The organism is Streptomyces sp. NPDC051913 (genome assembly GCF_044593635.1).
Taxonomy (GTDB): Bacteria; Actinomycetota; Actinomycetes; order Streptomycetales; family Streptomycetaceae; genus Streptomyces.
Window position 1 is genome coordinate 365,132 of the sequence record NZ_JBIUCI010000002.1, and the last position, 23,427, is coordinate 388,558.

The 23,427-nt window shown below is 70.4% G+C and carries 22 protein-coding genes; 6 read left to right on the forward strand and 16 right to left on the reverse strand.

Features of this window, described 5'->3' with window-relative positions:
- Positions 1-97: 97 nt before the first annotated feature.
- Positions 98-2,101 carry an ArnT family glycosyltransferase gene (locus ACIHIX_RS06905; RefSeq protein ID WP_399951934.1) on the reverse strand — a complete coding sequence of 668 codons (2,004 nt, stop codon included), beginning with the start codon at positions 2,099-2,101 and terminating at the stop codon, positions 98-100.
- Positions 2,102-2,306: 205 nt separating this feature from the next.
- On the opposite strand from ACIHIX_RS06905, the gene ACIHIX_RS06910 reads away from it, so the two are divergent.
- From ACIHIX_RS06910 to ACIHIX_RS06920, 3 genes are read left to right on the forward strand one after another with little or no spacing between them, the layout of a single operon-like run.
- The gene (locus ACIHIX_RS06910) at positions 2,307-3,422 is read left to right on the forward strand and encodes an ABC transporter ATP-binding protein (RefSeq protein ID WP_399950837.1); all 1,116 of its coding nucleotides are present in this window, start codon (positions 2,307-2,309) and stop codon (positions 3,420-3,422) included.
- Complete coding sequence (locus tag ACIHIX_RS06915; RefSeq protein WP_399950840.1) at positions 3,419-4,126, forward strand: ABC transporter permease; 708 nt, start codon at positions 3,419-3,421, stop codon at positions 4,124-4,126. Before ACIHIX_RS06910 ends, ACIHIX_RS06915 begins: the two co-directional genes overlap by 4 nt.
- Positions 4,123-4,791 carry an ABC transporter permease gene (locus ACIHIX_RS06920; protein WP_399950843.1) on the forward strand — a complete coding sequence of 223 codons (669 nt, stop codon included), beginning with the start codon at positions 4,123-4,125 and terminating at the stop codon, positions 4,789-4,791. The genes ACIHIX_RS06915 and ACIHIX_RS06920 overlap by 4 nt, the downstream gene beginning before the upstream one ends.
- An 18-nt stretch (positions 4,792-4,809) precedes the next feature.
- Here ACIHIX_RS06920 and ACIHIX_RS06925 read toward each other — a convergent pair whose 3' ends face one another.
- On the reverse strand, positions 4,810-5,295 hold the full coding sequence (locus ACIHIX_RS06925; RefSeq protein WP_399950846.1) for a carboxymuconolactone decarboxylase family protein: 486 nt from the start codon (positions 5,293-5,295) through the stop codon (positions 4,810-4,812).
- 135 nt (positions 5,296-5,430) lie between these two features.
- Here ACIHIX_RS06925 and ACIHIX_RS06930 point away from each other — a divergent pair, with 135 nt between their 5' ends.
- Entirely contained in the window at positions 5,431-6,303 is an 873-nt protein-coding gene (locus ACIHIX_RS06930; RefSeq protein WP_399950849.1) for an RNA polymerase sigma-70 factor, read from the forward strand.
- 9 nt (positions 6,304-6,312) lie between these two features.
- On the opposite strand, the gene ACIHIX_RS06935 is transcribed toward ACIHIX_RS06930, so the two are convergent.
- From ACIHIX_RS06935 to ACIHIX_RS06950, 4 genes are read right to left on the reverse strand one after another with little or no spacing between them, the layout of a single operon-like run.
- Complete coding sequence (locus ACIHIX_RS06935) at positions 6,313-6,840, reverse strand: GTP-binding protein (RefSeq protein WP_399951937.1); 528 nt, start codon at positions 6,838-6,840, stop codon at positions 6,313-6,315.
- A 34-nt stretch (positions 6,841-6,874) separates the two neighbouring features.
- The gene (locus ACIHIX_RS06940) at positions 6,875-7,300 is read right to left on the reverse strand and encodes a DUF742 domain-containing protein (RefSeq protein WP_399950851.1); all 426 of its coding nucleotides are present in this window, start codon (positions 7,298-7,300) and stop codon (positions 6,875-6,877) included.
- Between the two features lie 22 nt (positions 7,301-7,322).
- The gene (locus ACIHIX_RS06945) at positions 7,323-7,772 is read right to left on the reverse strand and encodes a roadblock/LC7 domain-containing protein (RefSeq protein WP_399950854.1); all 450 of its coding nucleotides are present in this window, start codon (positions 7,770-7,772) and stop codon (positions 7,323-7,325) included.
- A complete protein-coding gene (locus ACIHIX_RS06950) occupies positions 7,769-10,129 on the reverse strand; it encodes an ATP-binding protein (RefSeq protein WP_399950857.1) in 2,361 nt (786 codons plus the stop codon). The genes ACIHIX_RS06945 and ACIHIX_RS06950 overlap by 4 nt, the downstream gene beginning before the upstream one ends.
- Positions 10,130-10,458: 329 nt before the next feature.
- Here ACIHIX_RS06950 and ACIHIX_RS06955 point away from each other — a divergent pair, with 329 nt between their 5' ends.
- Positions 10,459-11,373, forward strand: a complete 915-nt coding sequence (locus ACIHIX_RS06955; protein ID WP_399950860.1) for an ABC transporter substrate-binding protein — start codon at positions 10,459-10,461, stop codon at positions 11,371-11,373.
- A gap of 71 nt (positions 11,374-11,444) precedes the next feature.
- On the opposite strand, the gene ACIHIX_RS06960 is transcribed toward ACIHIX_RS06955, so the two are convergent.
- From ACIHIX_RS06960 to ACIHIX_RS06990, 7 genes are all read right to left on the reverse strand, one after another.
- A complete protein-coding gene (locus tag ACIHIX_RS06960; RefSeq protein WP_399950863.1) occupies positions 11,445-12,860 on the reverse strand; it encodes a glycoside hydrolase family 43 protein in 1,416 nt (471 codons plus the stop codon).
- 116 nt (positions 12,861-12,976) lie between these two features.
- On the reverse strand, positions 12,977-13,576 hold the full coding sequence (locus ACIHIX_RS06965) for a GTP-binding protein (RefSeq protein WP_399950866.1): 600 nt from the start codon (positions 13,574-13,576) through the stop codon (positions 12,977-12,979).
- On the reverse strand, positions 13,563-13,925 hold the full coding sequence (locus ACIHIX_RS06970; protein WP_399950869.1) for a DUF742 domain-containing protein: 363 nt from the start codon (positions 13,923-13,925) through the stop codon (positions 13,563-13,565). Before ACIHIX_RS06970 ends, ACIHIX_RS06965 begins: the two co-directional genes overlap by 14 nt.
- A 1-nt stretch (position 13,926) precedes the next feature.
- Entirely contained in the window at positions 13,927-14,349 is a 423-nt protein-coding gene (locus ACIHIX_RS06975) for a roadblock/LC7 domain-containing protein (RefSeq protein ID WP_399950872.1), read from the reverse strand.
- 11 nt (positions 14,350-14,360) lie between these two features.
- Positions 14,361-16,673: a nitrate- and nitrite sensing domain-containing protein gene (locus tag ACIHIX_RS06980; RefSeq protein WP_399950875.1), complete on the reverse strand. Its 2,313-nt coding sequence runs from the start codon at positions 16,671-16,673 to the stop codon at positions 14,361-14,363.
- A 64-nt stretch (positions 16,674-16,737) separates the two neighbouring features.
- Positions 16,738-17,757 (reverse strand): substrate-binding domain-containing protein, encoded by a 1,020-nt coding sequence (locus tag ACIHIX_RS06985; protein ID WP_399950878.1) that lies wholly within the window; start codon positions 17,755-17,757, stop codon positions 16,738-16,740.
- 185 nt (positions 17,758-17,942) lie between these two features.
- A complete protein-coding gene (locus ACIHIX_RS06990) occupies positions 17,943-19,439 on the reverse strand; it encodes an LCP family protein (RefSeq protein WP_399950881.1) in 1,497 nt (498 codons plus the stop codon).
- 158 nt (positions 19,440-19,597) lie between these two features.
- On the opposite strand from ACIHIX_RS06990, the gene tatA reads away from it, so the two are divergent.
- Positions 19,598-19,828: a Sec-independent protein translocase subunit TatA gene (gene tatA, locus ACIHIX_RS06995; protein WP_399950884.1), complete on the forward strand. Its 231-nt coding sequence runs from the start codon at positions 19,598-19,600 to the stop codon at positions 19,826-19,828.
- Between the two features lie 32 nt (positions 19,829-19,860).
- On the opposite strand, the gene ACIHIX_RS07000 is transcribed toward tatA, so the two are convergent.
- The 3 genes from ACIHIX_RS07000 to ACIHIX_RS07010 all read right to left on the reverse strand — a co-directional run bounded on the left by ACIHIX_RS07000 (position 19,861) and on the right by ACIHIX_RS07010 (position 22,976).
- Positions 19,861-21,102, reverse strand: coding sequence for a cytochrome P450 (locus ACIHIX_RS07000; protein ID WP_399950887.1), 1,242 nt, complete (start codon positions 21,100-21,102; stop codon positions 19,861-19,863).
- 738 nt (positions 21,103-21,840) lie between these two features.
- Positions 21,841-22,305: a DUF6114 domain-containing protein gene (locus tag ACIHIX_RS07005; RefSeq protein WP_399950890.1), complete on the reverse strand. Its 465-nt coding sequence runs from the start codon at positions 22,303-22,305 to the stop codon at positions 21,841-21,843.
- Positions 22,305-22,976, reverse strand: coding sequence for a DUF6230 family protein (locus ACIHIX_RS07010; protein WP_399950893.1), 672 nt, complete (start codon positions 22,974-22,976; stop codon positions 22,305-22,307). The genes ACIHIX_RS07005 and ACIHIX_RS07010 overlap by 1 nt, the downstream gene beginning before the upstream one ends.
- Positions 22,977-23,427: the final 451 nt, after the last annotated feature.

The following is a 23,427-nucleotide window of genomic DNA, read 5'->3' on the forward strand; positions in this document are numbered from 1 at the left end:
CTCACTCGCCGTCGATGCCCGTCCGGTGGCGTGACACTACTGGAAAACGCCGGGGGCGGACCGCAGGTCGCGGTCCGCCCCCGGTTCGTTCGATGAATCAGCTGACGTCGGAAGCATCCAGCCGATACAGCCCGCTGTAGTCCGACACCGCCGTGCCGTTCTTCTTCACCCACGTCGAGATCTCGGAGTTCGACGAACCCTGGCCGCTGTCGCTGATCACGATGTAGTGGAGCTTGCCCGCCTTCACCAGGCTCTTCAGCTTGGTGAGGGTCATCGCGTCGTCGCTGCCGGACCAGCCGCCCATGGAGATGACCGGCTCGCCGGACTCCAGGATGATCGAGGAGGCCGTCTGGTCGGTGGCGACCGCGACCAGCCAGGTGGCGCCGTCCTGGTTCTTCTTCAGGTACGTGATCATCGCCGACGAGACCTGGGTGCCTCCGCCGCCCATCCCGCCGCCATCGGTGGTCGTGCCGCCGCCTTCGGGACGGGAGGAGCCGGTCGTACCGCCAGGAGCCTCTCCGCTCGGCCGCTCACCGCCCCCGCCGCCCATACCGCCCCCGCCACCCATCCCGCCGCCGGTGCTCGGACCCGCCGTCGGATTCGTGCCGTTGGTGCTCGCGGTCGTCGCCGCCGACACCGAGTACGCGGCGGGACCCGCCAGCAGGGCGACGACCGCGGCCAGCGCCGCGAAGCCCGTCAACCGCTGCCGCCTCGTGAAGCGGCCCAGCAGCAGGCCCAGCACCGCCGCCGCACCCGCGACGCCCGCCACCACCTCCGCCACGGTGTACAGCGTCCCGGAGCCCGACACCCGCTGGAGCAGGACGACCGACCAGACCGTGCTCGCCGCGATGGCCGACGGCAGCACCCACGCCCACTTCGCCGCCGAACCCTCCACGAACGCCCGGTAGAGCATCACGCTCCCGATCCCGGCCAGCGCCGCGATGCCCGGTGCCATCGCCGTGACGTAGTACGGGTGGAAGGTGCCCTCCGCCAGGGCGAAGGTCAGGTAGTGGAGGACGAACCAGCCGCCCCACAGCAGCACCGCCGCCCGCTTCGCGTCCGTACGTGGCGCGCGACCGCGCAGCACCAGGCCGCCCACCAGAGCCACCAGCGCGAACGGGATCAGCCACGAGATCTGACCGCCCATGATGGTGTTGAACAGCCGGTACAGGCCCGCCTCGCCGCCGAAGCTCGCCCCGTTGCCCTGCGAGCCCACCGACGAACTCGCCCCGAAGATCCGGCCGAAGCCGTTGTAGCCGATGACCAGGTCCCACACCGTGTTGTCGGTCGAGCCGCCGATGTAGGGACGCGAAGAGGCCGGGATCAGGTCCACGACCACCATCCACCACGCGCTCGACACCACCAACGCCACCGTGCCGACCGCCAGGTTGCGGATCCGGCGGCCCAACGAACCCCGCGCCGCCCACACGTACACCAGGAAGAACGCCGGCAGCACCACGTACGCCTGCATCATCTTCGTGTTGAACGCGAACCCGATCGCCAGGCCGGACCAGACCAGCGGCATCAACCGGCCCGTGCGCACGGCCTTCAGCAGGGCCGCCGCACCCAGCAGCATCAGGAAGACGAGGATCGGGTCCGGGTTGGTGTCGCGGTTGATGGCCACCGTGATGGGGGTCAGGGTGAGAGCCAGCGCGGCGATCGTCGCCGCCACCACACCGAAGTCCCGCTTGACCATGCGGTACAGCAGCGCCACCGAGCCCACCCCCACGGCCACCATCGGCAACGCCAACTGCCAGGTGCCGTAACCGAGGACACGGGCCGACAGGCCCATCACCCACAGGGCGAAGGGGGGCTTGTCCACCGTGATGAAGCTGCCCGCGTCCAACGCCCCGAAGAAGAACGCCTTCCAGCTCTTCGTGCCGGAGTAGACGGCCGCGTCGTAGAAGGAGTTGCCGGTGACGGAGGACAGGTTCCAGGCGTACAGGGCCGTCGCCAGGACCAGGACCGCCCAGAGGGCGGGGCGGGCCCAGCGGGGGTCGTCGGGCGCGCCGGTGAACACACGGCGCAGGCGGTCGCTGCGGGCCGGGGGAGCGGCGCGGTATCCGCGCTCTCGGGCCGGCGGTGGGGCGAGGGTCGTCATGGCGGTGACGATCCGGGCCATGTCTGGGGGAACGCTGAGCCGGTCCTGAGGGAAGAGTGAGAATCAGCGGACTCACAGATCACGCACAGCGAGCACGGCGTCTTCGCAGGTCCGAAACATGACGGGTCTAGACTCACCGGAACGACCGGTCCCGCTGGGGCCGAAAACGGGCAACTCATGCCAGACCCGAAGGGTATTCGGCGTTTTGATACGGATAGATTCAGTCACCAAGCGCTACCCGGACGGCACGGTGGCGGTCGACCGGCTCTCGCTGGAGATACCCGACCGTGCCATCACCGTCCTCGTGGGACCCTCGGGCTGCGGCAAGACCACCACCCTGCGCATGATCAACCGGATGATCGAGCCCAGCGAGGGCACCATCCTCATCGACGGCCAGGACAGCCGGCAGCAGCCGGTCAACACCCTGCGCCGGTCCATGGGATACGTCATCCAGAACGCCGGCCTCTTCCAGCACCGCACCATCGTCGACAACATCGCGACCGTGCCCCGGCTGCTCGGCTGGAAGAAGGACAAGGCCCGCGAGCGCGCCCGGGAGCTCATGGACCGGGTCGGGCTCGACGGCTCGCTCGCCAAGCGGTACCCGTACCAGCTCTCCGGCGGTCAGCAGCAGCGCGTCGGCGTCGCCCGGGCGCTCGCCGCCGACCCGCCCGTCCTCCTCATGGACGAGCCGTTCTCCGCCGTCGACCCCGTCGTGCGCAAGGGGCTCCAGGACGAACTGCTCCGCATCCAGGAGGAGTTGGGCAAGACCATCGTCTTCGTCACCCATGACATCGACGAGGCCGTCAAACTCGGCACCATGGTCGCCGTACTGCGCACCGGCGGCAAGCTCGCCCAGTTCGCGCCGCCCGCCGAGCTGCTCACGCACCCGGCGGACGAGTTCGTGGAGGACTTCCTGGGCGCGGACCGGGGTGTCCGGCGCCTCTCCTTCTTCCCGTCCACCGGGCTGGAACTGACCATGGCACCCGTCGTCACGGCGGGCGGCGGCACCGAGGGAGCGGACACCGACGCCGAGTTCCTCCTGGTGACGGACGCCGACGGCAGGCCGCTCGGCTGGACCAAGCCGGCGGACCTCGCCGCTGCGGACGGCCAACTGCTGCCTTACGGACGCCCGTTCGTCGCCGGTACCGACTCGTTGCGGGCCGCGCTGGACTGCGCGGTGCTCTCGCCCACCGGATGGGCGGTGGCCGTGGACACGGACGGAAAGGTGACCGGCGTGGTGTCCCAGCAGACGATCGCCCGGGCGATCAGGGGCGCCCACGCCGAGGGCCGTACGGACGCGGACGCGAAGGTCACCGGATGAACTGGGACCGCCTCTTCGACATCCCGAGCGACCTCCAGCACAGCTGGCTGGGCCTGGTCGGCCTGCATCTGCGCGAGGCCCTGCTCCCCGTCCTCGCCGGGCTGCTGATCTCGCTCCCGTTGGCCCAACTCTGTGTCCGCTTCCGCTGGTTGTACCCGCCCGTGCTGTGGGTGACGACCATCCTCTACGCCATCCCCTCACTGGCCTTCTTCGTCCTGCTCATCGACTACACCGGGCAGACCGAGCTGACGGTGATGATCCCGCTCACCGTCTACAGCCTCGTCGTGCTGGTCCCGGCGATCGTCGACGGTGTCCGCTCGGTCCCGCAGGAGACCCTCGCCGCCGCGACCGCCATGGGCTTCGGACCCGTACGCCGTTACGTCCAGGTCCAGTTGCCGATCGCGGTGCCCGCCATCATCGCGGGCCTGCGGGTCGCCACCGTGTCCAGCATCAGCCTGGTCAGCATCGGCAGCATCATCGGCAACCAGGGCGCCCTCGGCAATCTCATCAACGACGCCAACATCTACAACCGGCCCGAGCTCGCCGTGAACGCCGTACTCAGCATGGCGCTGCTCGCACTCCTCGCCGACGGCGCCCTGGTCGTCGTACGACTGGTGCTGACGCCGTGGATGCCGCGCCGGGTGACGCGTACGAAGACGAGTGCGAAGGCGAGTTCGAGGACGATGACGAAGGAAGTCTGGTGAACTTGTTCCACTTCATCGACGCGTTCTTCAGCGACGGCGCGCACTGGCACGGCTACGACGGCATCCCCACCCGGCTCGCCGAACACCTCGGCTACACCCTGGAGGCCCTGGGCCTCGCCGTCCTGATCGGCCTGCCGGTCGGCCTGGTCACCGGCCACTACGGCCGCGGCGGCAACGCCCTCTCCCTCGTCGCCACCGCGTGGCGGGCGCTGCCCACCTTCGGTCTGCTCGTGCTGCTGACCCTGCTGTACGGGTTCGGCCTGATCAACGTCATGGTCCCGCTCGTCGTCCTAGCCGTGCCGCCGATCCTCGTCACGACGTACGAGGCGATGCGTTCCGTCGATCCCTCGCCGGTGGACGCGGCGCGGGGCATGGGCATGAGCGAGGCCGGGGTGCTGTTCCAGGTCGAACTGCCCGCCGCGCTCCCGCTGGTGCTCAGCGGGATCCGGTCGGGGGCCATCCAGATCGTCTCGACGGCCACGATCGCCGCGTACGTCGGGCTCGGTGGGCTCGGCCGGTTCATCATCGACGGGCTCTACCAGCGCGACTACGAGAAGGTCGTGGGCGGTGCCACGCTCGTCGCCGGGATGGCGCTGGCCACACTCGCCGTGTTCTGGGCGGTGGGGCGGGTCGCGGTGTCGGCGGGGGTGCGGCGCAGCGCCTGAACGCCGCGCCGCCGCAGGTCAGTTCGACAGGTTGGCGAACATGCCGGGCTCGTAGTCCCCGCCCTGCTGGTGCACGATGACGTTCATCCGGGTGGCCGCGTTGATCAGCGACACCAGGCAGACCAGCGCGCCCACCTCGTCGTCGTCGAAGTACTTGCGCACCTCGGCCCAGGTCTCGTCCGTGACGCCCTGGGCCGAGTCGGCCAGCCGCGTGCCCTCCTCGGCGAGCGCCAGCGCGGCCCGTTCGGCCTCCGTGAACACGGTGCTGTGCCGCCAGGCGGAGACGAGACCGAGGCGCAGCACGCTCTCTCCCGCGGCAGCCGCCTCCTTCATGTGGATGTCCACGCAGAAGCCGCAGCCGTTGATCTGGCCGACCCGCAGCTCCACCAGCTCGCGCAGGCTCTTGGGCAGGCTGGACTCCTCCAGGGCGAGCGAGACGTTGTAGAAGCGCTTGGCGATCTTCGCGGCGGTCGGGCTGTCGAACAGGTTGAAGCGGGGTTCCATGACGTCGTCCTCACGGTCGCATCGGCTTGACGAACACGAGATGCCGGCCGCACGGACCGTGTGACAGCGGGGAGTTGTGACGCAGGCCACTGGCGGCGGTTGTCACAGGTGCGCCGAGGGCGGCGTCCAGTGGGTATGGACACACAGGACGCCACTGATGCCTTCGTCGCCCATCGGAACCTGCTCTTCACCGTCGCCTACGAGATGCTCGGCTCCGCCGCCGACGCCGAGGACGTCCTCCAGGAGACGTGGCTGCGCTGGGCGGACGTGGACCACGCGACGGTCCGTGAGCCGCGCGCCTACCTGGTCCGTACGACCACCCGCCAGGCCCTGACCAGGCTGCGCACCCTGCGCCGCCGCAAGGAGACCTACGTCGGCCCCTGGCTGCCCGAACCCCTGCTCACCGCGCCCGACGTCGCCGAGGACGTCGAGCTCGCCGACAGCGTCTCGATGGCGATGCTGCTGGTCCTGGAGACCCTGACGCCGACCGAGCGGGCGGTGTTCGTGCTGCGCGAGGTGTTCGCTCTGGGATACGACGACATCGCCGAGGCCGTCGAGAAGAATCCCGCCGCCGTCCGGCAGATCGCGCACCGCGCCCGGGCCCGTGTCGCCGCACGCCGGCCGCGCGAGGTCGTCTCCCCGGCCGAGACCCGGGGCGTCCTGGAGGCGTTCCGCGGGGCCGTCGAGACGGGCGACCTCCAGGGGCTCCTCGACATGATCGCGCCGGACGTCGTCCTGCTCACCGACGGCGGCGGAGTCGTGCAGGCCGCGCCGGCGCCCATCGTCGGCGCCGAGCGGGTGGCCGAGGTGCTGGGCCGGGTCAAGGGCCTGCTGTCGATCGCGCCGACCCGGATCAACGGCTACCCCGCGCTCACCCTCCGCCAGGACGGTGCCCTGCACAGCGTCCTGGCGGTGCGCGTCGACGACGGCCTGATCACCGGCCTCTACGCCGTGCGCAACCCCGAGAAGCTGTCGCGCCTGGACCGGGAGACCGCGGTGAGCCGGTGAGCCCGTGACTCATGCTTCGGTGCGGGCCAGCGCCAGTTCCAGTACGACGAGCAGCGCGTCCCGCACCGAGCCGGTCTCCCGTGCGTCGAAGACGACGACGGGCACGTGGTCGGCGACGTCGAGCGCCCAGCGGACCTCGTCGAGGGTGTGCTCGACCTTTCCGTCGAAGGCGTTGGCGGCGACCGCGAACGGGATCCGCTTGTGCTCGAAGTAGTCGACGGCGGCGTAGCAGTCGTCGAGGCGGCGGGTGTCGACGATGACCAGACCGCCGACCGCGCCCTCGACGATGTCGTCCCACATGAACCCGAACCGCTCCTGCCCGGGTGTGCCGAACAGATACAGCTTCAGGGTCGGGTCGATGGTGATGCAGCCGAAGTCCATCGCGACCGTGGTCGTGGTCTTGTGCGGGGTGAGCGAGAGGTCGTCCACCCCCGCCGCGACCTCGGTGATGGCGGCCTCGGTGGTCAGCGGCTCGATCTCGGAGATGGAGCCGACGGCGGTGGTCTTGCCGACGCCGAAGCCGCCCGCGATCACCATCTTGACCGGCAGCGGCGGTCGTACGCCGACCGGTTCAGCCGTTGTCGCCGTTGTCACGGAGTACCTTTCCGGAGTCGGGGATGGCGCGCAGGCCATCGATCAGTCTGCGCAGGACGGAAGCGTCGTGCGTGGCGTCGGCGTCGGGCACGTGCACCGTCAGCCGCCCCTCTTCGCGCAGGTCCTCGGCGAGGACCCGGACCACGTTGAGATGCAGCCGCAGCCGGGCCGCGAGTTCCGCGATGGACTGCGGCCGCCGGCAGGCGGCGACGATGTCGTGCTGCTCGAAGGAGAGCCCGTCGAGCGCGCCGAGCCCCTCGACGGTGGCCACCACCTGGGTCTCGACGGGCATGGTCCGGCCGGACGGCCCTGCCGCGACCCGGCCGGCGGTGACCAGGAACGGTCGCACGGCGGGGGCGGGACCGACCGGGTCGGATCCCGGGGGTATGGAGCCGTCCGCCATGGCGTGTCCGTCCTGGTCCGGGTCAGAGGGCCGACGGGGAGCCGACGCTGTTCTTCAGCGCGAGCACCAGCTGAGGGCTGAGCGCGGTACCCGCCCGGTTGGCGAACACCGTCATCTCGTAGGCGATGTTGCCGAGCTTGGCCTCCTTGTCGGTGACCACGCCGAGGACGGCGCCGCTGCCGATCGCGGAGACCAGGACATGGCCGCCCTCCAGGTCGATGATGACCTTGTTGAGGCCGCCGAGACCGTAGTTGCCGGAGGCGCCCGCCGCCAGGCTGGTGATGCCGGAGACGATCGCGGCGAGGCGCTCGGAGTCGGCGTGCTCACGCAGTTCGGAGACCGCGATGAGCAGCCCGTCCGAGGAGACGGCTATGGCGTCGACGACGCCCGCGGTCTCGGTGGCGAAACGATTCAACAGCCAGGTGAAGTCGGCTGCGGCGGCCTGCAGTTCGGCCGGGGTCGGCTCACTCACTGCTCCGCTCCTTCCGGGAGGTGGTTCTGGTCTTGCTTGCGGGGGGTCGGGTAAGGGGTGGATCCCGTGTCGCCGCCGGTGTCGCGGTGGGCGCGCTCCACGGCGGCCTCGAACTCGTCGAGGGCGGAGCGGACGGCCTCCGCGTCGGCGGGACGGGCTTGCTGGCGTACGACCGGCTGGGCAGCCGGGCCGGGGGTGGTGGCGTGGAGCGTGGCACCGCGGACGCGGCGGCGCAGCGGACGGGAGGTGCCGGGGGAGTCGGGGGTCGGCGCGGCGGTCGGTTCGCCGCTGCGGGCCTGGGGGACGAGGACGGCCTGCTCGGCGGTCTCCCGGCGGGGGATCCGGCGCGGGAGCGGCCCGGTGGGGTCGTCGGCCGCCGGCCGCGGGCCGGCGTCGGTGTGCTCGGCGGCCGGGGTCGTCGGCGTCGGCGCCTCCACGACGGCCGCCGGCAGCAGCAGCGAAGACGGCAGGGTCACCTCGGCCGTGACACCGCCGCCCGCGGTGCGGGTCAGGGCGACGGAGATCTCCCAGCGCCGGGCCAGCGTGCCGACCACGAACAGACCGAGCACCTTGGTGGGCACGAGGTCGAGGCGTTCGCGGCGCACCAATCGGGCGTTCTCCTCGGCGAGCCGCTCGGCGCTCATGCCCAGGCCGTGGTCGGCGACCACGATCACCGCGCCGTCGGCCGCGTTCTGCACGGTCACCTCGACCGGGCTGCCCTCGGGCGAGAACGACACCGCGTTCTCGACGAGTTCGGCCACCATCAGGGTCAGGTCGCCGATGACGTCCGGTTCGACCAGGACCTCGCTGCGGGCCTGCAACTGCACGCGCCGGAAGCCCTCGATCTGTCCCAGCGCGGCCCGGACGACGTTGGTGAGCGCGGCCGGGCCGGAGCCGAGGCCGGTCTCGCGGATGCCGGCGAGCAGCATCAGGCTGTCGGCGTTGCGGCGCAGGCGGACCGCGATGTGGTCGATGCTGTAGAGGCGTTCGAGCAGTTCGGGGTCGGTCTCGCCGCGCTCCACGGCATCGATCAGCGCCAGCTGCCGGGAGGTCAGATTGCTGACCCGGCGGCCGACGTTGCCGAACATCTCGGCGACGTTGCGGCGGCTGAGCACCTGGCGCTGGAGCAGGGCGACCGCGGTGGTCTGCACATGGTTGAAGGCCTCGGCGAGCTCGCCGATCTCGTCGCGCGCGGTGACCGGCATCGCGCCCAGCCGCGGCGGCCCCTCGTCCTCGCCGTCGTCGTCCGCCACCCGGGCCAGCTCGCGCTCGGCGACCTCGGCGACCTGCTGGGCGGCGCCGGTCAGCGCCTGCACCGGGCGGACCACGGAGCGCCGCACCGCCACCGAGAACGCGAACCACAGCACGAACCCGAGCAGGGCGAGGCCCAGCAGCAGGACCGCGTTGCGCAGGGCCTCGTCGGAGGCGCGGTCGGCGCGGTCGGCGATCTGGTCGATGAGGCTCGCGGTGATACCGAGCCGGATGCTCGCCTGCTTGCGGTACGACGGGTAGGAGTCGAGCGCCTTCTGGAAGGCCGCGCGCACCGCGGCGGGCGAGTCGGCCTGGAGGGAGCTCGGGTCGATCTGGAGTTCGGCGTACTGCCGGTCGATGACGCCCTGGGCGCTGTTGTGCGCGATCCCCGCGAGCTGCTCGGTCTGCTCCTCGGTGGCGAACCGGGCGAACCGGTCGGTCTGGTGGGTGTACTCGTCGTGGGAGCCGACGGCGCCGATGAACTCGATGAGCGCGTTGGAGTCGCCGGTCGTCGCGGAGAAGACGCCGGTCTCGAAGGCGCTGTGGGCGGCGTCGGCGCGCAGCAGCGAGTCGAGGAGGTTGCCGGTGAAGGTGGCCGAGAGCGCGGAGTTGCGGTCCAGGCCGAGGCCGTCGATGACGCCCTTGGCGGCGCTGGTGTAGGCCGGGTCGATGTTGTCGGCGGGCAGATAGGCCTGCTCGACGGTGTCGCGCAGGCTCTCCAGGCCGCTGATCTCCTTGAGTGCCTGGGCCTCTTCGGCCGGCAGCCGGTCGCCGAAGGTCCTGCCGACCTTCTTGACCTGCTGGTCCACGGCGAGCTGGGCGTCGCGGTAGGCGGCCTGCGAGGGCGTGCCGCCGTCGTTGGTGGACTCGTGCCGCACCGAGAGCAGGATGGCCTGCTGGTGCTCGGCCTCCAGGCGGTCCACCAGCGTCGCGACCTCGGTGCTGTCACGGACGAGCCGGGCCGCGTCCGCCGCCTCGGAGGACCGGCCGACCTGGTCGCTGATGAGGTAGGCGAGCAGGATCGCGACCACGGTCAGTGGCACACCGACCAGGAGGTTGAGCTTGCGCCTGAACGTCCAGCGGTCGGCGGCATCCCGTATGGACAACAGGCCTCCTTCATGTCCGATTCTGATCGCTTCCGGGCGGAGACTATCGCCTCTCAGGGATGTGGATCATGTAACCGTAAGTCAAGAATCCATTACAAGCTGGGCGTGCCGCCTTGCGGGTTGATTTACTCGGTGTTCACAACGGGCAATGCATCGACGCCAATTGGTGACCAGGCTGCTCTTGACTGATCAAGAACTGGCTGGATTGGATCAGTACACGTGTTTGTCCCGCACCAACTGCCTGTGCCCATCAGCCCACACAGCCCGGAACGGCAATCGTGACTCCCAACGCCCCACGCAGCAGGTCCCTCCGGAAGCATCCCGGCGCGATGGCCATCGCGCTCGCCGCCGCGGCGGCCCTGCTGGCCGGATGTGGCTCCGACGACGGTTCAGACCCTCTGGCCGAGGACACCGGCAAGGCGGCGAGCGGCGACACCGTCGTCGTCGGCTCCAACAACTTCGCCGAGAGCATCCTGCTCGCCGACATCTACGGCGAGGCCCTGAAGGCCAAGGGCATCAAGGTCACCTACAAGCCCAACGTCGGCTCCCGCGAGGTGACGTACGGGCTGCTGAAGAACGGCTCCATCACCGTCCTGCCCGAGTACAACGGCTCGCTGCTGGCGTACCTGGACGCGAAGGCGGAGCAGAAGTCGGCCGACGAGGTCAACGCGACCGTCAAGACCAAGCTCGACAGCAAGCTCACGCTGCTGGAGTCCTCGCCCGCCGAGGACAAGGACTCCGTCAGCATCAACGCGGAGACCGCCAAGAAGTACAGCCTCACCGGCGAGTCCACCCTCGCGGACCTCAAGGACGCGGCGCCGGACCTGGTGATCGGCGGCTCGCCCGAGTTCCAGACCCGGCAGCAGGGCCTCAAGGGCCTGGAGTCGGTGTACGGCCTGAAGTTCAAGTCCTTCAAGGCGCTCGACGCGGGCGGTCCGCTGACCGTGGCGGCGCTCAAGAAGAACACCGTGCAGGCCGCGGACATCTTCACCACGGACCCGAACATCACCAAGGAGAAGTTCGTCGCCCTCCAGGACCCGGAGAACCTCTTCGGGTTCGCGAACGTGACCCCGCTGGTCTACAAGAGCGGGCTCTCCCAGGAGGGCGTGGACGCCCTCAACGCGGTCTCGGCGAAGCTGGACACCAAGACCCTCCTGGACCTGGACTCCCAGGTCCAGCTGGACAACAAGGACCCGCTGGACGTCGCGAAGGCCTGGCTGAAGACGGCCGGCCTGACCTCCTGACGCACGCGACGACACCCGGCCGCTGACGCGTACCTCGCGTCAGCGGCCGCGGTGCTGCCGTGGGGGGATGCTCAGTAGCCGACGTAGAACGTCGCGTCCTGCTGCTCGGTGCTGGTGGAGATCGGGTCGATGCGCAGCAGGTAGTTGGAGTGCCGGATGTAGCGGGTCGGGTTGTTGTACGAACGGAACGACGACCACGAGGAGTTGGCGAGGCCGGCGGTCCGGTAGAAGGTCGCGTCGGCGGCGAAGGCCGACGTGCCGTCGCTGGCGTCCAGCTGCAACGCGTAGTTGTAGTGCCGCAGATACCGGCTCGGGTAGTTCACCGACTGGAAGGACACCCCGGACGAGTCGGCGAGGCCCGGCACCAGCTTCCACTGGGAGTCCGGGTACGGGTCGAAGGCGTAGGCGTCGATCCGGCCGGCGTAGTTGGAGTGCCGGACGTAACGGTCCGGGTAGTTGTAGGACTTGAGCCGGTTCCAGGCCGGCGTGCCCCACTTGGCGATCAGGTTGCTGTACTCGGTCGAGGTGATCGGGTGGATCGTCAGGTGCTTGGAGTTGAGCGGCTGGGTGTAGAGCTTCTGGTCGAGGGCGGTCCAGGTGCCGGCGGCCAGACTGCTGGTCTGCCAGGCGTAGAAGACCCCGTTGGGGGACCAGGTGTCACCCCACAGGTACCAAGTGGTGCTCGACGTCAGGGACTTGACCAGCGTCGGCGCCTCGGTGCCGCCGTGCGAGACCGCCGTGCTGAACTCGGTGAAGCTGCCCGGGTTCAGTGAGGTCGAACGGGCGCCCACCAGCGTGGAGTTCTTCTTGAAGTACAGGTAGTTGTAGCCGCCCACGCCGACCGCCATGTCGCCGTCGATGACGTCGTAGCCCGGGTCGAAGAAGACCTGGGGGCTGCCCGCGGTCACGAAGTCGCTGGTGTAGTTCACCATGATGACGTTGTGGCCGCTGGAGTTGACGGCCGAGTAGATGACCGCGTACTGCCCCCGCCCCGCGTCCCAGAACGCCTCCGGCGCCCAGCTGTGGGTGTTCATGTCGTGCAGCTTGACGCGCCGGTAGCCGGTGAAGGTGCGCAGGTCGGTGGAGTCCCAGACATGGATGTACTGGCTGACGTACGTCCAGTCGGTGCCGTACAGGTCGGTGGCGAGCACCACGAACGTGCCGTCCTGCTTGCGCAGGATGAACGGGTCGCGCAGTCCGCCCGAGCCGGCGGTCGGGGTGGCCACGGGGGCGTTCTGGTTGAGCGGGGTCCACTGCAGACCGTCGGTGCTGACGGCCAGGTGGAGACCGTAGTTGGCGGCCAGCATGTCCGGGGACTCGGTGAAGTACCCCATGACGTACGCCGAGTCGGCGGCGTGCGCGGTCCCGGCGCCGAGCGCCAGCGCACCGGTCGCGGCGAGCGGCGCGGCTGCCGCCATGCCGAGGAGGCGGCGGCGGGAGAGACGGGGGCCGGAGGGGAGAGGAGCGGGGGGCGGCTCTGCGGGCATGGAGCTCTCCAGATGGTCGAGATATCGAACTCGGTTCGATGAGGCGAATGGAAAGTAGAGGGACGCGAGTTGCCCGTCAATCACTCCGGCACGGATGGCGGATTTCCGCCGACGACCTATGAGGACGCTGTGTCCCCGACCGCCGACGCGATCAGCAGATCCAGCAGGGCGATCAGCACATCCCGCGACGACTCCCGCTCCCGCGCGTCGCACAGCACCACCGGCACCCCCTCCGGCAGGGCGAGGGCGTCCCGGATCTCCTCGGGCGGATACGGGTGCTGCCCGTCGAAGCCGTTGACACCCACCACGAAGGGGATCCCGCGCCGCTCGAAGAAGTCGACGGCGGCGAAGCTCGACTCCGGGCGCCGCACGTCGATCAGCACCACCGCGCCGAGCGCGCCCACGGCCAGGTCGTTCCACATGAACCAGAACCGCTGCTGCCCCGGGGTGCCGAACAGATACAGCACCAGCCGGTCGTTGACGGTGATCCGGCCGAAGTCCAGGGCCACCGTGGTGGCCTTCTTCCGCTCGATGCCGACCAGATCGTCGATCCCGAGCCCGGCCACCGTCAGCGGCTCCTCCGTGCGCAGCGGCACGATCTCGCTCACCGACCCGACCATCGTGGTCTTGCCGACGCCGAACCCTCCGGCGATCAGGATCTTGACGGCGTCCGGCGCCACGGGGGTCTCGGCGCCATGCGCTTCAGAGCCGGCCAAGGCCGTCCCTCACTTTCTGCAGCAGGTCCAGGTCCAGGGTGCGGGGCGAGACGGGGGTCGGCGGATGGACGGTGATCAGGTCCGCCTCCAGCAGATCGCAGAGCATGATGACGACCACGCTCACCGGCAGGTCGAGCAGCGCCGCCAGCTCCGCGACCGCGACCGGGCGGGCGCACCGGCGCAGGATGCGCGCCTGCTCGGGCTGCGGCCTGGGTGCCCGCTCCGGCGGCGGGTCCACCGCCGTCACCATGGCGATGAGGGTGAAGCAGGCGCGGCTGGGCCGGGTCCGTCCGCCGGTCAGCGCGAAGGGCCGGACCAGCCGGCCCGCCGCCGCGTCGCTTTCGCTCACCTCACGCGCCGGTCGGCCCGAGGCCGGTCCGCGGTGCCGCGCTGAGGTGCTCGCCGATCTTCTTCACCAGCATGTTCATCTGGTACGCCACCACGCCGACGTCGGCGTTCGGCCCCGTCAGCACCACGAGATGGGCGCCGGGCCCGGCCGAGGTCAGGATCAGGAAGCTGTTGGCCATCTCGATGAGCGCCTGACGCACCGGCCCGCCCCGGAAGTCCATGCTGACGCCCTTGCTGAGACTCATCAGCCCGGACGCGGTCGCCGCGAGCCGCTCGGCGTCGTCCCGCAGGAACCCGGTGGACTTGCTGACCACCAGCCCGTCCTCGGAGAGCACCACGGCCTGGGTCACGTCCGCGACCCGGTCCACGAGTCCGGTCAGCAACTGGTCCAGCGCGGTGTGCGTGGCGGGGGTGGGGCGTGTCATGGCGATGTCCTTCATGAGCGGTCGGTGTGGGGAGTGAGGGGGGAGGCCGGTTCCTCGTCCCGGGCCTGGCGCGTGCCGCGCTGGAACCCGGCGAGCGACGAGGCGGCGAGCTCCGCGGTGAAGCCGTCGGGGTCGTCGTCGACGACCGCCGGTGCCCCGTCGCGCAGTTCCGCGGCCAGACTGGTCTGGGGGACGCGCCGGGGCAGGGGAGAGGGTGCGGTGGCCGCGGCGGGTTCGGCTCTACGGGACTCCGTGGTCGATGCCGTACGAGGTGCGGGGGCCGCGGTCGTACGAGGTGCCGGGGACTGAGTCGTACGAGGCGTCAGGGCCGGAGTCGTACGCGGTGCGGTGGGCGAGGTCGTCTCGGGCTCCTCCTCGGCGGGACCCGCCTCCTCCTCCCGCACCAGCACCTCGTGCGGGATCAGCACGATCGCCGTCGTCCCGCCGTACGGCGACGGGCGCAGCGTCACCGTGATGCCGTGCCGGTCGGCGAGCTGGGCGATCACGAACATGCCGAGCCTCAGATCGTCGGCGAGGGCCACCACGTCGAACTTGGGGGCCTCGGCCAACTGGGCGTTGAACGAGGCGTAGTCCTCCTCCGACAGACCGAGGCCGCGGTCCTCGACCTCGACGGCCAGGCCCTTGGCGACGACCGCGGCCCGCACCCCGACCGGACTCGGCGCCGGGGAGTACAGCGTGGCGTTCTCGATGAGTTCGGCCAGCAGATGGATCACGTCGGCGACGGCGGGCGGCGCCAGCGACAGCTCCTCGTCGGTGTGCACCTCCACCCGCTGGTACTCGGCGACCTCCCCGACCGCACTGCGCAGGATGTCGATCAGCGCGACGGGCTGGGTCCAGCTACGTCGGGGCCGGCCGCCGCTGATGATGACGAGATTCTCCTCGTACCGTCGCAACTGGCTCGCTGTGGAGTCGAGTTCGTACAGGCCCGCGAGGATGTCGGGGTCCTGGTGCCGGCGTTCGAGGGTGTCCAGGCGGCTCAGCTGGAGGTTGACCAGGTTCTGGCTCTGCCGGGCGATGCCGAGGATGACCTTCTGGAACCCGCGCCGGGTGTCCGCGAGTTCCACGGCGGTCTCCACGGCCGTGCGCTGCGCGGTGTTGAACGCCCGTGCCACCGCGCCGAGTTCGTCGGCGCCGTAGTCCAGCTCGGGCGCGGCCCGGTCCACGTCGACCTTCTCGCCCCGGTCGAGGCGGGCGACCACGTCGGGCAGCCGCTCGTGGGCGAGGCTGAGGGTGGCGACCCTGAGACCGCGCAGCCGCCGGGACAGGGAACGGGTGATCCGCCAGGACATGCCCACGCACAGCAGCAGCGCGACCAGCCCGCCGGCACTCAGCGAGGCGGCGGTCAGCAGCAGGTCGTCGGCCTTGTCGGCGCTGCGGGTGAGCAGGCCCGAGGTCTGCTGCTGGATGAGGACCGAGTAGCGGGCGGACACCTTGTCCATCGCGGCCGTCCAGCGCTTTCGCGCGTCCGGCAGCGCGACCCGGCCGGTGCCGTCGGTGGGGCGGGCGGCGAGCACCTGGTCCTCGACGGAGAGCAGGGTCTGCCACTCCTTGCTCGCCAGGATCCGCTCGGTCTCCGCCTTCGCCTCGCCGGTCAGTGCCGGCACGATCTGGTCCTCGACCAGCCAGCGGCGGGTGTTGACCAGCTGCACGAACTGCGTCCAGGCCTTCTCGTCCAGATGCCCGTCCGGCCAGACCAGGGTGAGCTGCGCGTCCTCCTGGGAGGTCAGCTCCGCCGCGTGTTCGAGGGCGACGAGGGGCTCGGCCTGCGAGGTGAGGTCGCCGTCGTCGACCTGGGAGAGCTCCTGGAAGGCGTGGATCTGGCCGTCGACGATCGACGTGTACTGGTCGAGGAGCTGTTCGGCGGGGATGTCGGCGGGGTCGTCCACCTGGTCGCGGTAGTACTCCAGGCTGCCGAGCGAGGCGACCACCGAGTACAGCCGCTCCGCGACCCGGTCGGGCGCCCGCTGGATCTCCTCGGACCGGCCGACGAGCTTCGCGACCGCCCGGTCCGTCTCGGCGCGCTGCCGCTCCAGGGCGGTCCGCGAACCGGGCACCCTCGCCAACCAGGCGGCGGACAGGGCGCGTTCGCCCTGGAGGGCGAGGGTGGCCTCGGTGCCCATGGCGCCGGTCGACCGGCTCAGCTCCGTCTGCGAGCGCAGCGTGAGGCCCTCGGAGAACATCTGGGTCGTCGTCACACCCCACATGGCGGCGAGGGTGACGCTGGGCACCAGCGCCAGCAGGATCAGGGAGAGCCGTATGGAGCCGAGACGGCGCCGGCGCCGGGGGCCTGTCCGTTCAGACATGGTCGTCCTTGGGCGATCAGCAGGGAGGGGGAGGTGGGGAGTGCGAGCGGAGGCAGGGGGCGCCTCAGCGGGTTCCGGCGGCGGCGAACTTCGCCACGGCCGCGACATTGCCCCGGGTCACGAAGGCGGGACCGGTCAGTACGGGTGCCACCCCGCCGCCGCTGACATTGCCGTTGGTCCGGTACAGCCACAGCGAGTCGACCGCGAGATAGCCCTGGAGATAGGGCTGTTGATCGACCGCGAACTGCACGTCGCCGTGCTGAACGGCGCGGGTGAGTTCCTTGCTCAGGTCGAACGTCGCGACCCGGGCCCGACTGCCCGCCGACTTCACCGAGTCGACCGCGTCCAGCGCGAACTGCGCGCCCATCGTGACGACTTCGTCGATGCCGGGGTCCTGCCGCAGCCGGGCCGTGAGGACGGCGTCCACGGCCTTGGTGTCGGTGCCCTCCACGTACAGGTTCTCGGTCTCGCCGCCGAACGTCTTCTTCACCCCGGCACAGCGTGCCTCCAGGGCGACATTGCCCCGCTCGTGGATGACGCACAGCGCGTGCTTGGCCTTGAGACCGTCCAGCCGGTCCCCGACGGCGGCGCCCGCGACGGTCTCGTCCTGGCCGAAGTACTGGAGCAGCCCCTGCGCCTTCCAGGCGTCGATACCGGAGTTGAGCCCGACCACGGGAATGCCCGCCGCCCTGGCCTCGGCGACCGGTGCCTTCATCGCGTTCGGCTTGGCCAGCGTCACCGCGATCCCGTCGACCCGGTCCCCGATCGCGTCCCGCACCAACTGCGCCTGCCGCAGCGGGTCGGAGTCGCTCACGTACGTCAGGTCGACGCCGTCCTTCGCGGCGGCGGCCTCCGCCCCCTTGCGCACCAGCTCCCAGAAGGCGTCGCCCTCCCCGCCATGAGTGATGAGCGCGACCTTCATCGACGCCTTCGCCGCGGCGGCACCCGGGTCGAGGCGCGCGTCGTCGGAGGCGGCGGAACCGGAACAGCCGGTGAGCAGCAGGAGGACGCCCGCGGTCGCGAGGGCGACGCGCACGGATCCGGCGGATCTGGAAGATGCCTGGGGTGGGGGAGTGGTGATCATGAGGGTGCGGCACCTCACTGTGCGGCCGAGCAGGTGGAACGCGAAAGCGAGGCCGAAACGCGGGTGTGCCTCGACCCGTTGAACTTTCACTGGTCCGGAGCCAACCGTGTGTGACCGCCGGTAGTCAAGTGATCAGCCGCTTGTAGTGACTTCTCGGTGCCGCATCGTGATGGTCGCCACCGATCTCAGCCGTAGGACAGGTTGGAGCAGGGGTTGTCGTCCGCCGACCGGGCGCCGTCCGCGACCGTGCTGGGGACGGCCGTCGGGGAAGCGGTGGGGGTGCTCGCGTAGGACTGCCCGAGTACGACGTTGATCCCGGCGCCCGTGACGGACTCCAGCGTGGCGCCCGGAAAGGCCGCGGCCACTGTCCGGGCCCCGGACTCCTCGCCCGGGCCGTACTCGACGAGCGTCGTGGAATGGTCCTGGCTGCTCGCGGTCGCCGTACCCGTGACGGTGAAGCCGTCGGAGGTGAGCGTGGCGGCGGCACGGGCGGCGAGGCCGGTGACCGTGGTGCCGTTGTAGACGCCGACGTCGATGCCGCTGCCGGACACGGGAGTGGGGGAGGCCGTCGGGCTCTTCTTCCCCGTGGCGCTCTTGCCGTCGATGGTGCGGTCGGCCTTCAGGGCCGCCCACAGGGCGTCGGCGTCCGGTTCGACGATCGCGACGCGCGAACCCTCGTACCGCCAAGGGAGGGTGACGAACTTGGTGTTGTGCAGGTCGACGTCCTTGAGGGACATCGCGAAGGAGATGAGCTTGTCGGCGGAGCCCAGACCGGTGTCGACGGTGAGGGACTTCGTCGCCGCGTCGGCCAGCGGCAGCAGGTGGGACGGGGTGAGACCCTTGCTCTTCACCTCCTTCAACAGGCTGGCCACAAAAGCCTGTTGGCGCTTGATGCGGCCGATGTCGGAGCCGTCGCCGATGCCGTGCCGGATGCGTACGTAGTCCAGGGCCCGCTGCCCGGAGACGGTCTGCACCCCCTTCCTGAACAGCAGCTTGCCCGGGGTGGTGCGGTGCGGGTTGAGATCGTTCTCGTGGACGTCCTGCGGCAGACACACCTTCACCCCGCCCACCACCTCGGTGAGCCGGGCGAAGCCCTTGAAGTCGACGACGACCGTGTGGTCCACCCGCAGACCGGTGAGGTGCTCGACGGTGTTCTGGGTGCAGGCCGGGTTGCCCTTGGCGGTCTCGCCCACCGAGTAGGCGGCGTTGAACATCGTGTCGGTCTGTGTCTTCGTCCAGCTGCCGTCGGGCAGCTTGCAGGGCGGGATCGTGACCAGGGTGTCGCGGGGGACGGAGACCGCGAGCGCGTGCCGGTGGTCGGCGTAGACGTGCAGCAGGAGCGTGGTGTCCGAGCGCCCTATGTCGTCCTTGTTCCCGCCGCCGAGCGCCGCGTTGCCGTCATTGCGCGCGTCGGAGCCGATGAGCAGGACGTTCTCACCCTTCGAGGAGCCCGCCCGGGGCCGGTCGTCGGAGACCCCGCCCGAGTCGAAGGTGCTGATGTTTCCGTCCAGCTTCAGATACAGCCAGCCCGCGCCGGCGGTCGCGAGGACCAGTACCGAGAGACAGACGACCAGCGCGACGCGTATCCGGTGCCCCCGGCGCCGGCCTGCCCGGCGACGTCCGCCCGGCCGCTCCTGCCGGTGCCGCGAGGGCGCCGGCCTCCCTGTACTGGTGATCGTCATCCGCGCCCTTTTTGCAAATTGCTGGGAATTGTCGCCTAAGTCCCGGTTGTACAGTTGCGCACGACAGCAACCGTCATCCGACGGGCGGTCGCCGCGGCAAGTGTGCGCGACCGACGTAAGAGCGAGTTGAGAAGCCTGGCGAGAGGGAGGGCGGGGCCGTGCTCCGTAACGGACTGGAACCCTGGCACCTGCTGATAGTGGCGATCGTCGTGATCGTGCTGTTCGGCTCGAAGAAGCTGCCCGACACCGCGCGGGCGCTCGGCAGGTCCATGCGCATCCTCAAGAGCGAGGCGCAGGCGATGAAGGACGACCCCGCGGCTCCGGAGCCGGTACGGCAGACGGCGGCGACGCCCGAGACGCCGGTGGAGCCGCCCGTCGCCGCGGGCTGACACCGGTCGGCTCAGGCGGCCGGCGGGACCGGTCAGCTCAGGCGGACCGGCAGGGAGACGTGCCCGTGGGAGATGAACGAGTCCACGGGCGCCAGATCTCCGGGCGCCGCGGCGAGCGTCAGTCCCGGAAAGCGGTCGAAGAGCGCGGGCAGCGCGACGCGGGCCTCCAGCCGCCCCAGCGGGGCGCCCAGGCAGTGGTGGGCGCCGTACCCGAAGGCGAGATGGTCCTTGCCGGCCCGGGTGACGTCGAAGACGTCCGCGTCGGCACCGTGGTGCTGCGGGTCGCGTCCCGCGGCGGCGTACGCGGCGAGGATCGCCTCGCCCGCGTGGATCACGGCGCCCTCGGGGCCGCCCAGCTCACCCAGGTCCAGGTCCGTCACGGCATAGCGCAGCGGCAGGCTCGCCACCGGCGCCTCGACACGCAGGGTCTCTTCGATCACGTCGTCCCAGGAGGCCCGCCCGGCGCGCACCTGGGCGAGCTGGTCGGGGTGGGTGAGCAGGGCGTGGACCGCGTTGTCGAGCAGGTTGACGGTGGTCTCGTGACCGGCGCTGATCATCAGCACGAGCGTGTCGAGCAGCTCCTGCTCGCTGAGGTGGGAGCCGTCGTCCTCGTGGGCGCCGATCAGCGCGGAGGTGAGATCGTCGCCGGGCGACGCCTGCTTCGTGGCGACGAGTTGATGCATGGCCGCGTAGAACCGGGCGTAGGTGTCGGCGACTTCGGCGGGGTCGGCCGAGGTGTGGAAGACGCCGTCCACGACGGCCCTTAGCTCCGGCCCCTGTTCCTCCGGGAGGCCGAGCAGCTCCCCGATGACCTGGATGGGCAGCGGGTAGCAGAACTCCTCGCGCAGATCGACCACTTGACCGTCCGCGCCGGCCGTGGCGACACGGTCCAGCAGCGCGCCGGTGATGGCCTCGACCCGGGGCCGCAGCGCGACGGTACGGCGTGCGGTGAACGCCTTCGCCACGAGGCTGCGCAGACGTTTGTGGTCGTCGCCGTAGGCCGTGAACATGTTCTGCACGGCGACCCAGGTGAACAGCGGCCAGTCCGGCGAGACCTCGCCCTCGATCCAGCGCGGCCAGTGCCGCCGGGCGTCCTTCGACACCCTCGGATCGGCGAGCAGCCGCCGCAGCAGCGCGGGGCTGCTGACCGCCCAGGCAGGCACGCCGTGCGGCAACTCGACGGGCGCGACGGGGCCGCGCTCCCTGATCCGCGCGGCTTCACCATGGATGTCCCGCCCGGTCGCGTCGATCACCACCGGATCCTTGAACTCCATCGAACTCCCCCTGTCCCACGGCCTCCGGACAACACGGCACGCCCGCTCCGACCATTCCCGAGCGGGGCGACACGTGACGCTCACGCTAGGGGCCCGGAAGCGGGACGCGCGAGAGCGCACGGGGGCTCTGGCCGGAAACGGGTGGGTGGGGGTGGGGTGGGGGTGGGGTGGGATGGCCGGGCGACGGGGAGGGGCGCGTGGAGCGGCCGGTGAGATGACGGGGTGGGGCTCGGCAGGGGTGCGCATCCGCGCATACCGAATGTCCTCGTGGCGCCGGAATCCCGCGCGTGGTGGGGCCCAGGCTTCGGACTGCCATCGGGTGACGGGTGGCCCGGCGCAGACGAACTCCGTGCCAACGGGTGTGTGCCCACGAGTGTTGGCCAACACGTTCCGGCTTCCCTCGTCGGACGGCTCCGCCCCTCGCCGGGCTCGCGCCTGCTGCCTGCCGCCCCTGGTCGGGACGTCGCCTGCCGCCTGCCGCCTGCCGTCGGGCTCGCGCCTGCTGCCTGCCACGGGGCCCACGCCCGTTACATGCCACCGGACCCACGCCCGTTACATGCCGACGGACCCGCGCCCGTCACCTGTCGGCGGATGCTCGCCCGCTGTCCATGACAGGGCCGAACCAGGTCGCCCCAGCCATCGCCGGGCCGACTCCCGCAGTCCCCGCCGCGGAGCCCGCCGGAGGCTCCGCCGGAGACCTCGCCGGAAGGTCTCTAAGAAGCCCTTCCGGCCTCGTCGTCACGCCGGTTCCCCGGCCTCCGGACTCAGGCCCGCCATGGCGGCCTTCGCGGCGCGAGCCGCCCTGCGGCGCTTTCTGCGGCTGATCCTCGGTTCCTGGTCCGGGAGCCAGCCGAAGGCGAGGCAGCTGCCCACGACGCCGAGGAGGAGGCCGATGAAGAACCCGCCGAGGTTCGAGGTCAGCCAGGTGCCCAGGGCGAGCAGGACGCCGGTGATCGAGTAGAAGAGCCGCTGGGTGGGGTTGAACAGGATCAGCAGCCCCAGGACCACCATCAGCCCCGGCAGGAGATAGCCGGCCAGGCCCTGCATCCCGATGTGCAGGACGACCTTCAGCGACGCCTTCTCGGTGAGCAGGATCTCCGCCCCGCCCAGGGTGAGCAGCAGCCCGCCCCAGAACGGACGGTCGGCCCGCCACTTGCGGAAGGCCGACCGCACTCCCCGACGAGGGGTGTTCGTGTCCGACATCAGCAACCCGAGTCGCTGAAGCTGAGCTTGAGCCCCGGCAGCTTGAACACCGCGGCCGTGGTCGCGTAGTTCGTCTGCCGCAGGTTCGCGATGTGCACGGTGTCGGCCTGCTGGCTGAAGACACCGATCGGACCCTTGACCCCGGCCTTGGTGAGCGTGCTGGCGTCGTTGCCGATCTCGATGTTGTTGAAGTCGGCGTCGCCCGACAGCTCGGTGGAGTCGGTGGTGAGGTTGGTCGCCGACACCTTCTGCGACCCGCTGCCCGCCTTGATGAGCAGGTTGGTCCCGCCGAGGTCGACGCTCTGGCAGAGGCTGTCCAGCGTCGCGTTCTTGATCGCGGAGGTGACCACCAGCACCTGGCCCCCGGTGTCACCCGCGTTCGGGCTGCCCTCCGCCATGTTGTCGAGGCCGCCGAACTGCTCGAAGCCGGTGCCGTTCAGCTCCTTCGCGGTGACCGTGAACGGCATGCCGGAGATCGCGAACTGCACGCCCAGCGCGCCCTCCGCGGTCAGCACCGCCAGCGTGGCGGCGACCAGGGTGGCCGGCACGGCCATCACGGCGGCCCGGCGTGCCCGGACCCGCCCGCGTCTGGCGGGGTCCGGCGAGGAACCGCTTTCCGGGTTCTCCGGTGTGTTGTCGGCGGCCGAAGTGGCGTCCGAAGACGAGGCCATGTGTGCTCCCAGGGCATAGACAGTGCGGTCTGGCATCAAATGGCACGTTGTCCTGGCGCGGACAGCGCAGGCGGCGTGCGGCTCCTCGCAACTCCCGGCGGACGCAAGGGCTTTCTCGTACTCCGCAGTAGCCGCCGAGGAAGTTACCGGTGGTTACATTTAAGGGTCAAGGGAGTTGTGAAAAAAGGGTGTCGGTTGTGCCCTGGCTGTGGGTCAAGCCGTGGTCGGTTTCCGGCAAAGCTATTTGACTGTGCGTCAACTGCCTCTCCGTGCCTTGACGTTGACGGACCCTCAGGTCTACAACTTGCCCTGGCTCGACCCGGATCCGTGGCGCCGGATCCGCTGCGCGGCACTGCCCGCGCCTCCCGGACGTCCTGTCCGTCACCGGGCACACCTGTGCCCCTCTCCTCCCCTCTGGCACCCGCACGGTCACTTCCCCCCTAATCCGTGC

Excerpts from the sequence above, each read along its gene's own strand:
- ACIHIX_RS06905 (WP_399951934.1), bottom strand. The coding sequence starts at position 2,101 with ATGACGACCCTCGCCCCACCGCCGGCCCGAGAGCGCGGATACCGCGCC.
- ACIHIX_RS06915 (WP_399950840.1), top strand. The coding sequence starts at position 3,419 with ATGAACTGGGACCGCCTCTTCGACATCCCGAGCGACCTCCAGCACAGC.
- ACIHIX_RS06925 (WP_399950846.1), bottom strand. The coding sequence starts at position 5,295 with ATGGAACCCCGCTTCAACCTGTTCGACAGCCCGACCGCCGCGAAGATC.
- ACIHIX_RS06930 (WP_399950849.1), top strand. The coding sequence starts at position 5,431 with ATGGACACACAGGACGCCACTGATGCCTTCGTCGCCCATCGGAACCTG.
- ACIHIX_RS06935 (WP_399951937.1), bottom strand. The coding sequence starts at position 6,840 with ATGGTGATCGCGGGCGGCTTCGGCGTCGGCAAGACCACCGCCGTCGGC.
- ACIHIX_RS06940 (WP_399950851.1), bottom strand. The coding sequence starts at position 7,300 with ATGGCGGACGGCTCCATACCCCCGGGATCCGACCCGGTCGGTCCCGCC.
- ACIHIX_RS06955 (WP_399950860.1), top strand. The coding sequence starts at position 10,459 with ATGGCCATCGCGCTCGCCGCCGCGGCGGCCCTGCTGGCCGGATGTGGC.
- ACIHIX_RS06960 (WP_399950863.1), bottom strand. The coding sequence starts at position 12,860 with ATGCCCGCAGAGCCGCCCCCCGCTCCTCTCCCCTCCGGCCCCCGTCTC.
- ACIHIX_RS06975 (WP_399950872.1), bottom strand. The coding sequence starts at position 14,349 with ATGACACGCCCCACCCCCGCCACGCACACCGCGCTGGACCAGTTGCTG.
- ACIHIX_RS06980 (WP_399950875.1), bottom strand. The coding sequence starts at position 16,673 with ATGTCTGAACGGACAGGCCCCCGGCGCCGGCGCCGTCTCGGCTCCATA.
- ACIHIX_RS06985 (WP_399950878.1), bottom strand. The coding sequence starts at position 17,757 with ATGATCACCACTCCCCCACCCCAGGCATCTTCCAGATCCGCCGGATCC.
- ACIHIX_RS06990 (WP_399950881.1), bottom strand. The coding sequence starts at position 19,439 with ATGACGATCACCAGTACAGGGAGGCCGGCGCCCTCGCGGCACCGGCAG.
- ACIHIX_RS07000 (WP_399950887.1), bottom strand. The coding sequence starts at position 21,102 with ATGGAGTTCAAGGATCCGGTGGTGATCGACGCGACCGGGCGGGACATC.
- ACIHIX_RS07005 (WP_399950890.1), bottom strand. The coding sequence starts at position 22,305 with ATGTCGGACACGAACACCCCTCGTCGGGGAGTGCGGTCGGCCTTCCGC.
- ACIHIX_RS07010 (WP_399950893.1), bottom strand. The coding sequence starts at position 22,976 with ATGGCCTCGTCTTCGGACGCCACTTCGGCCGCCGACAACACACCGGAG.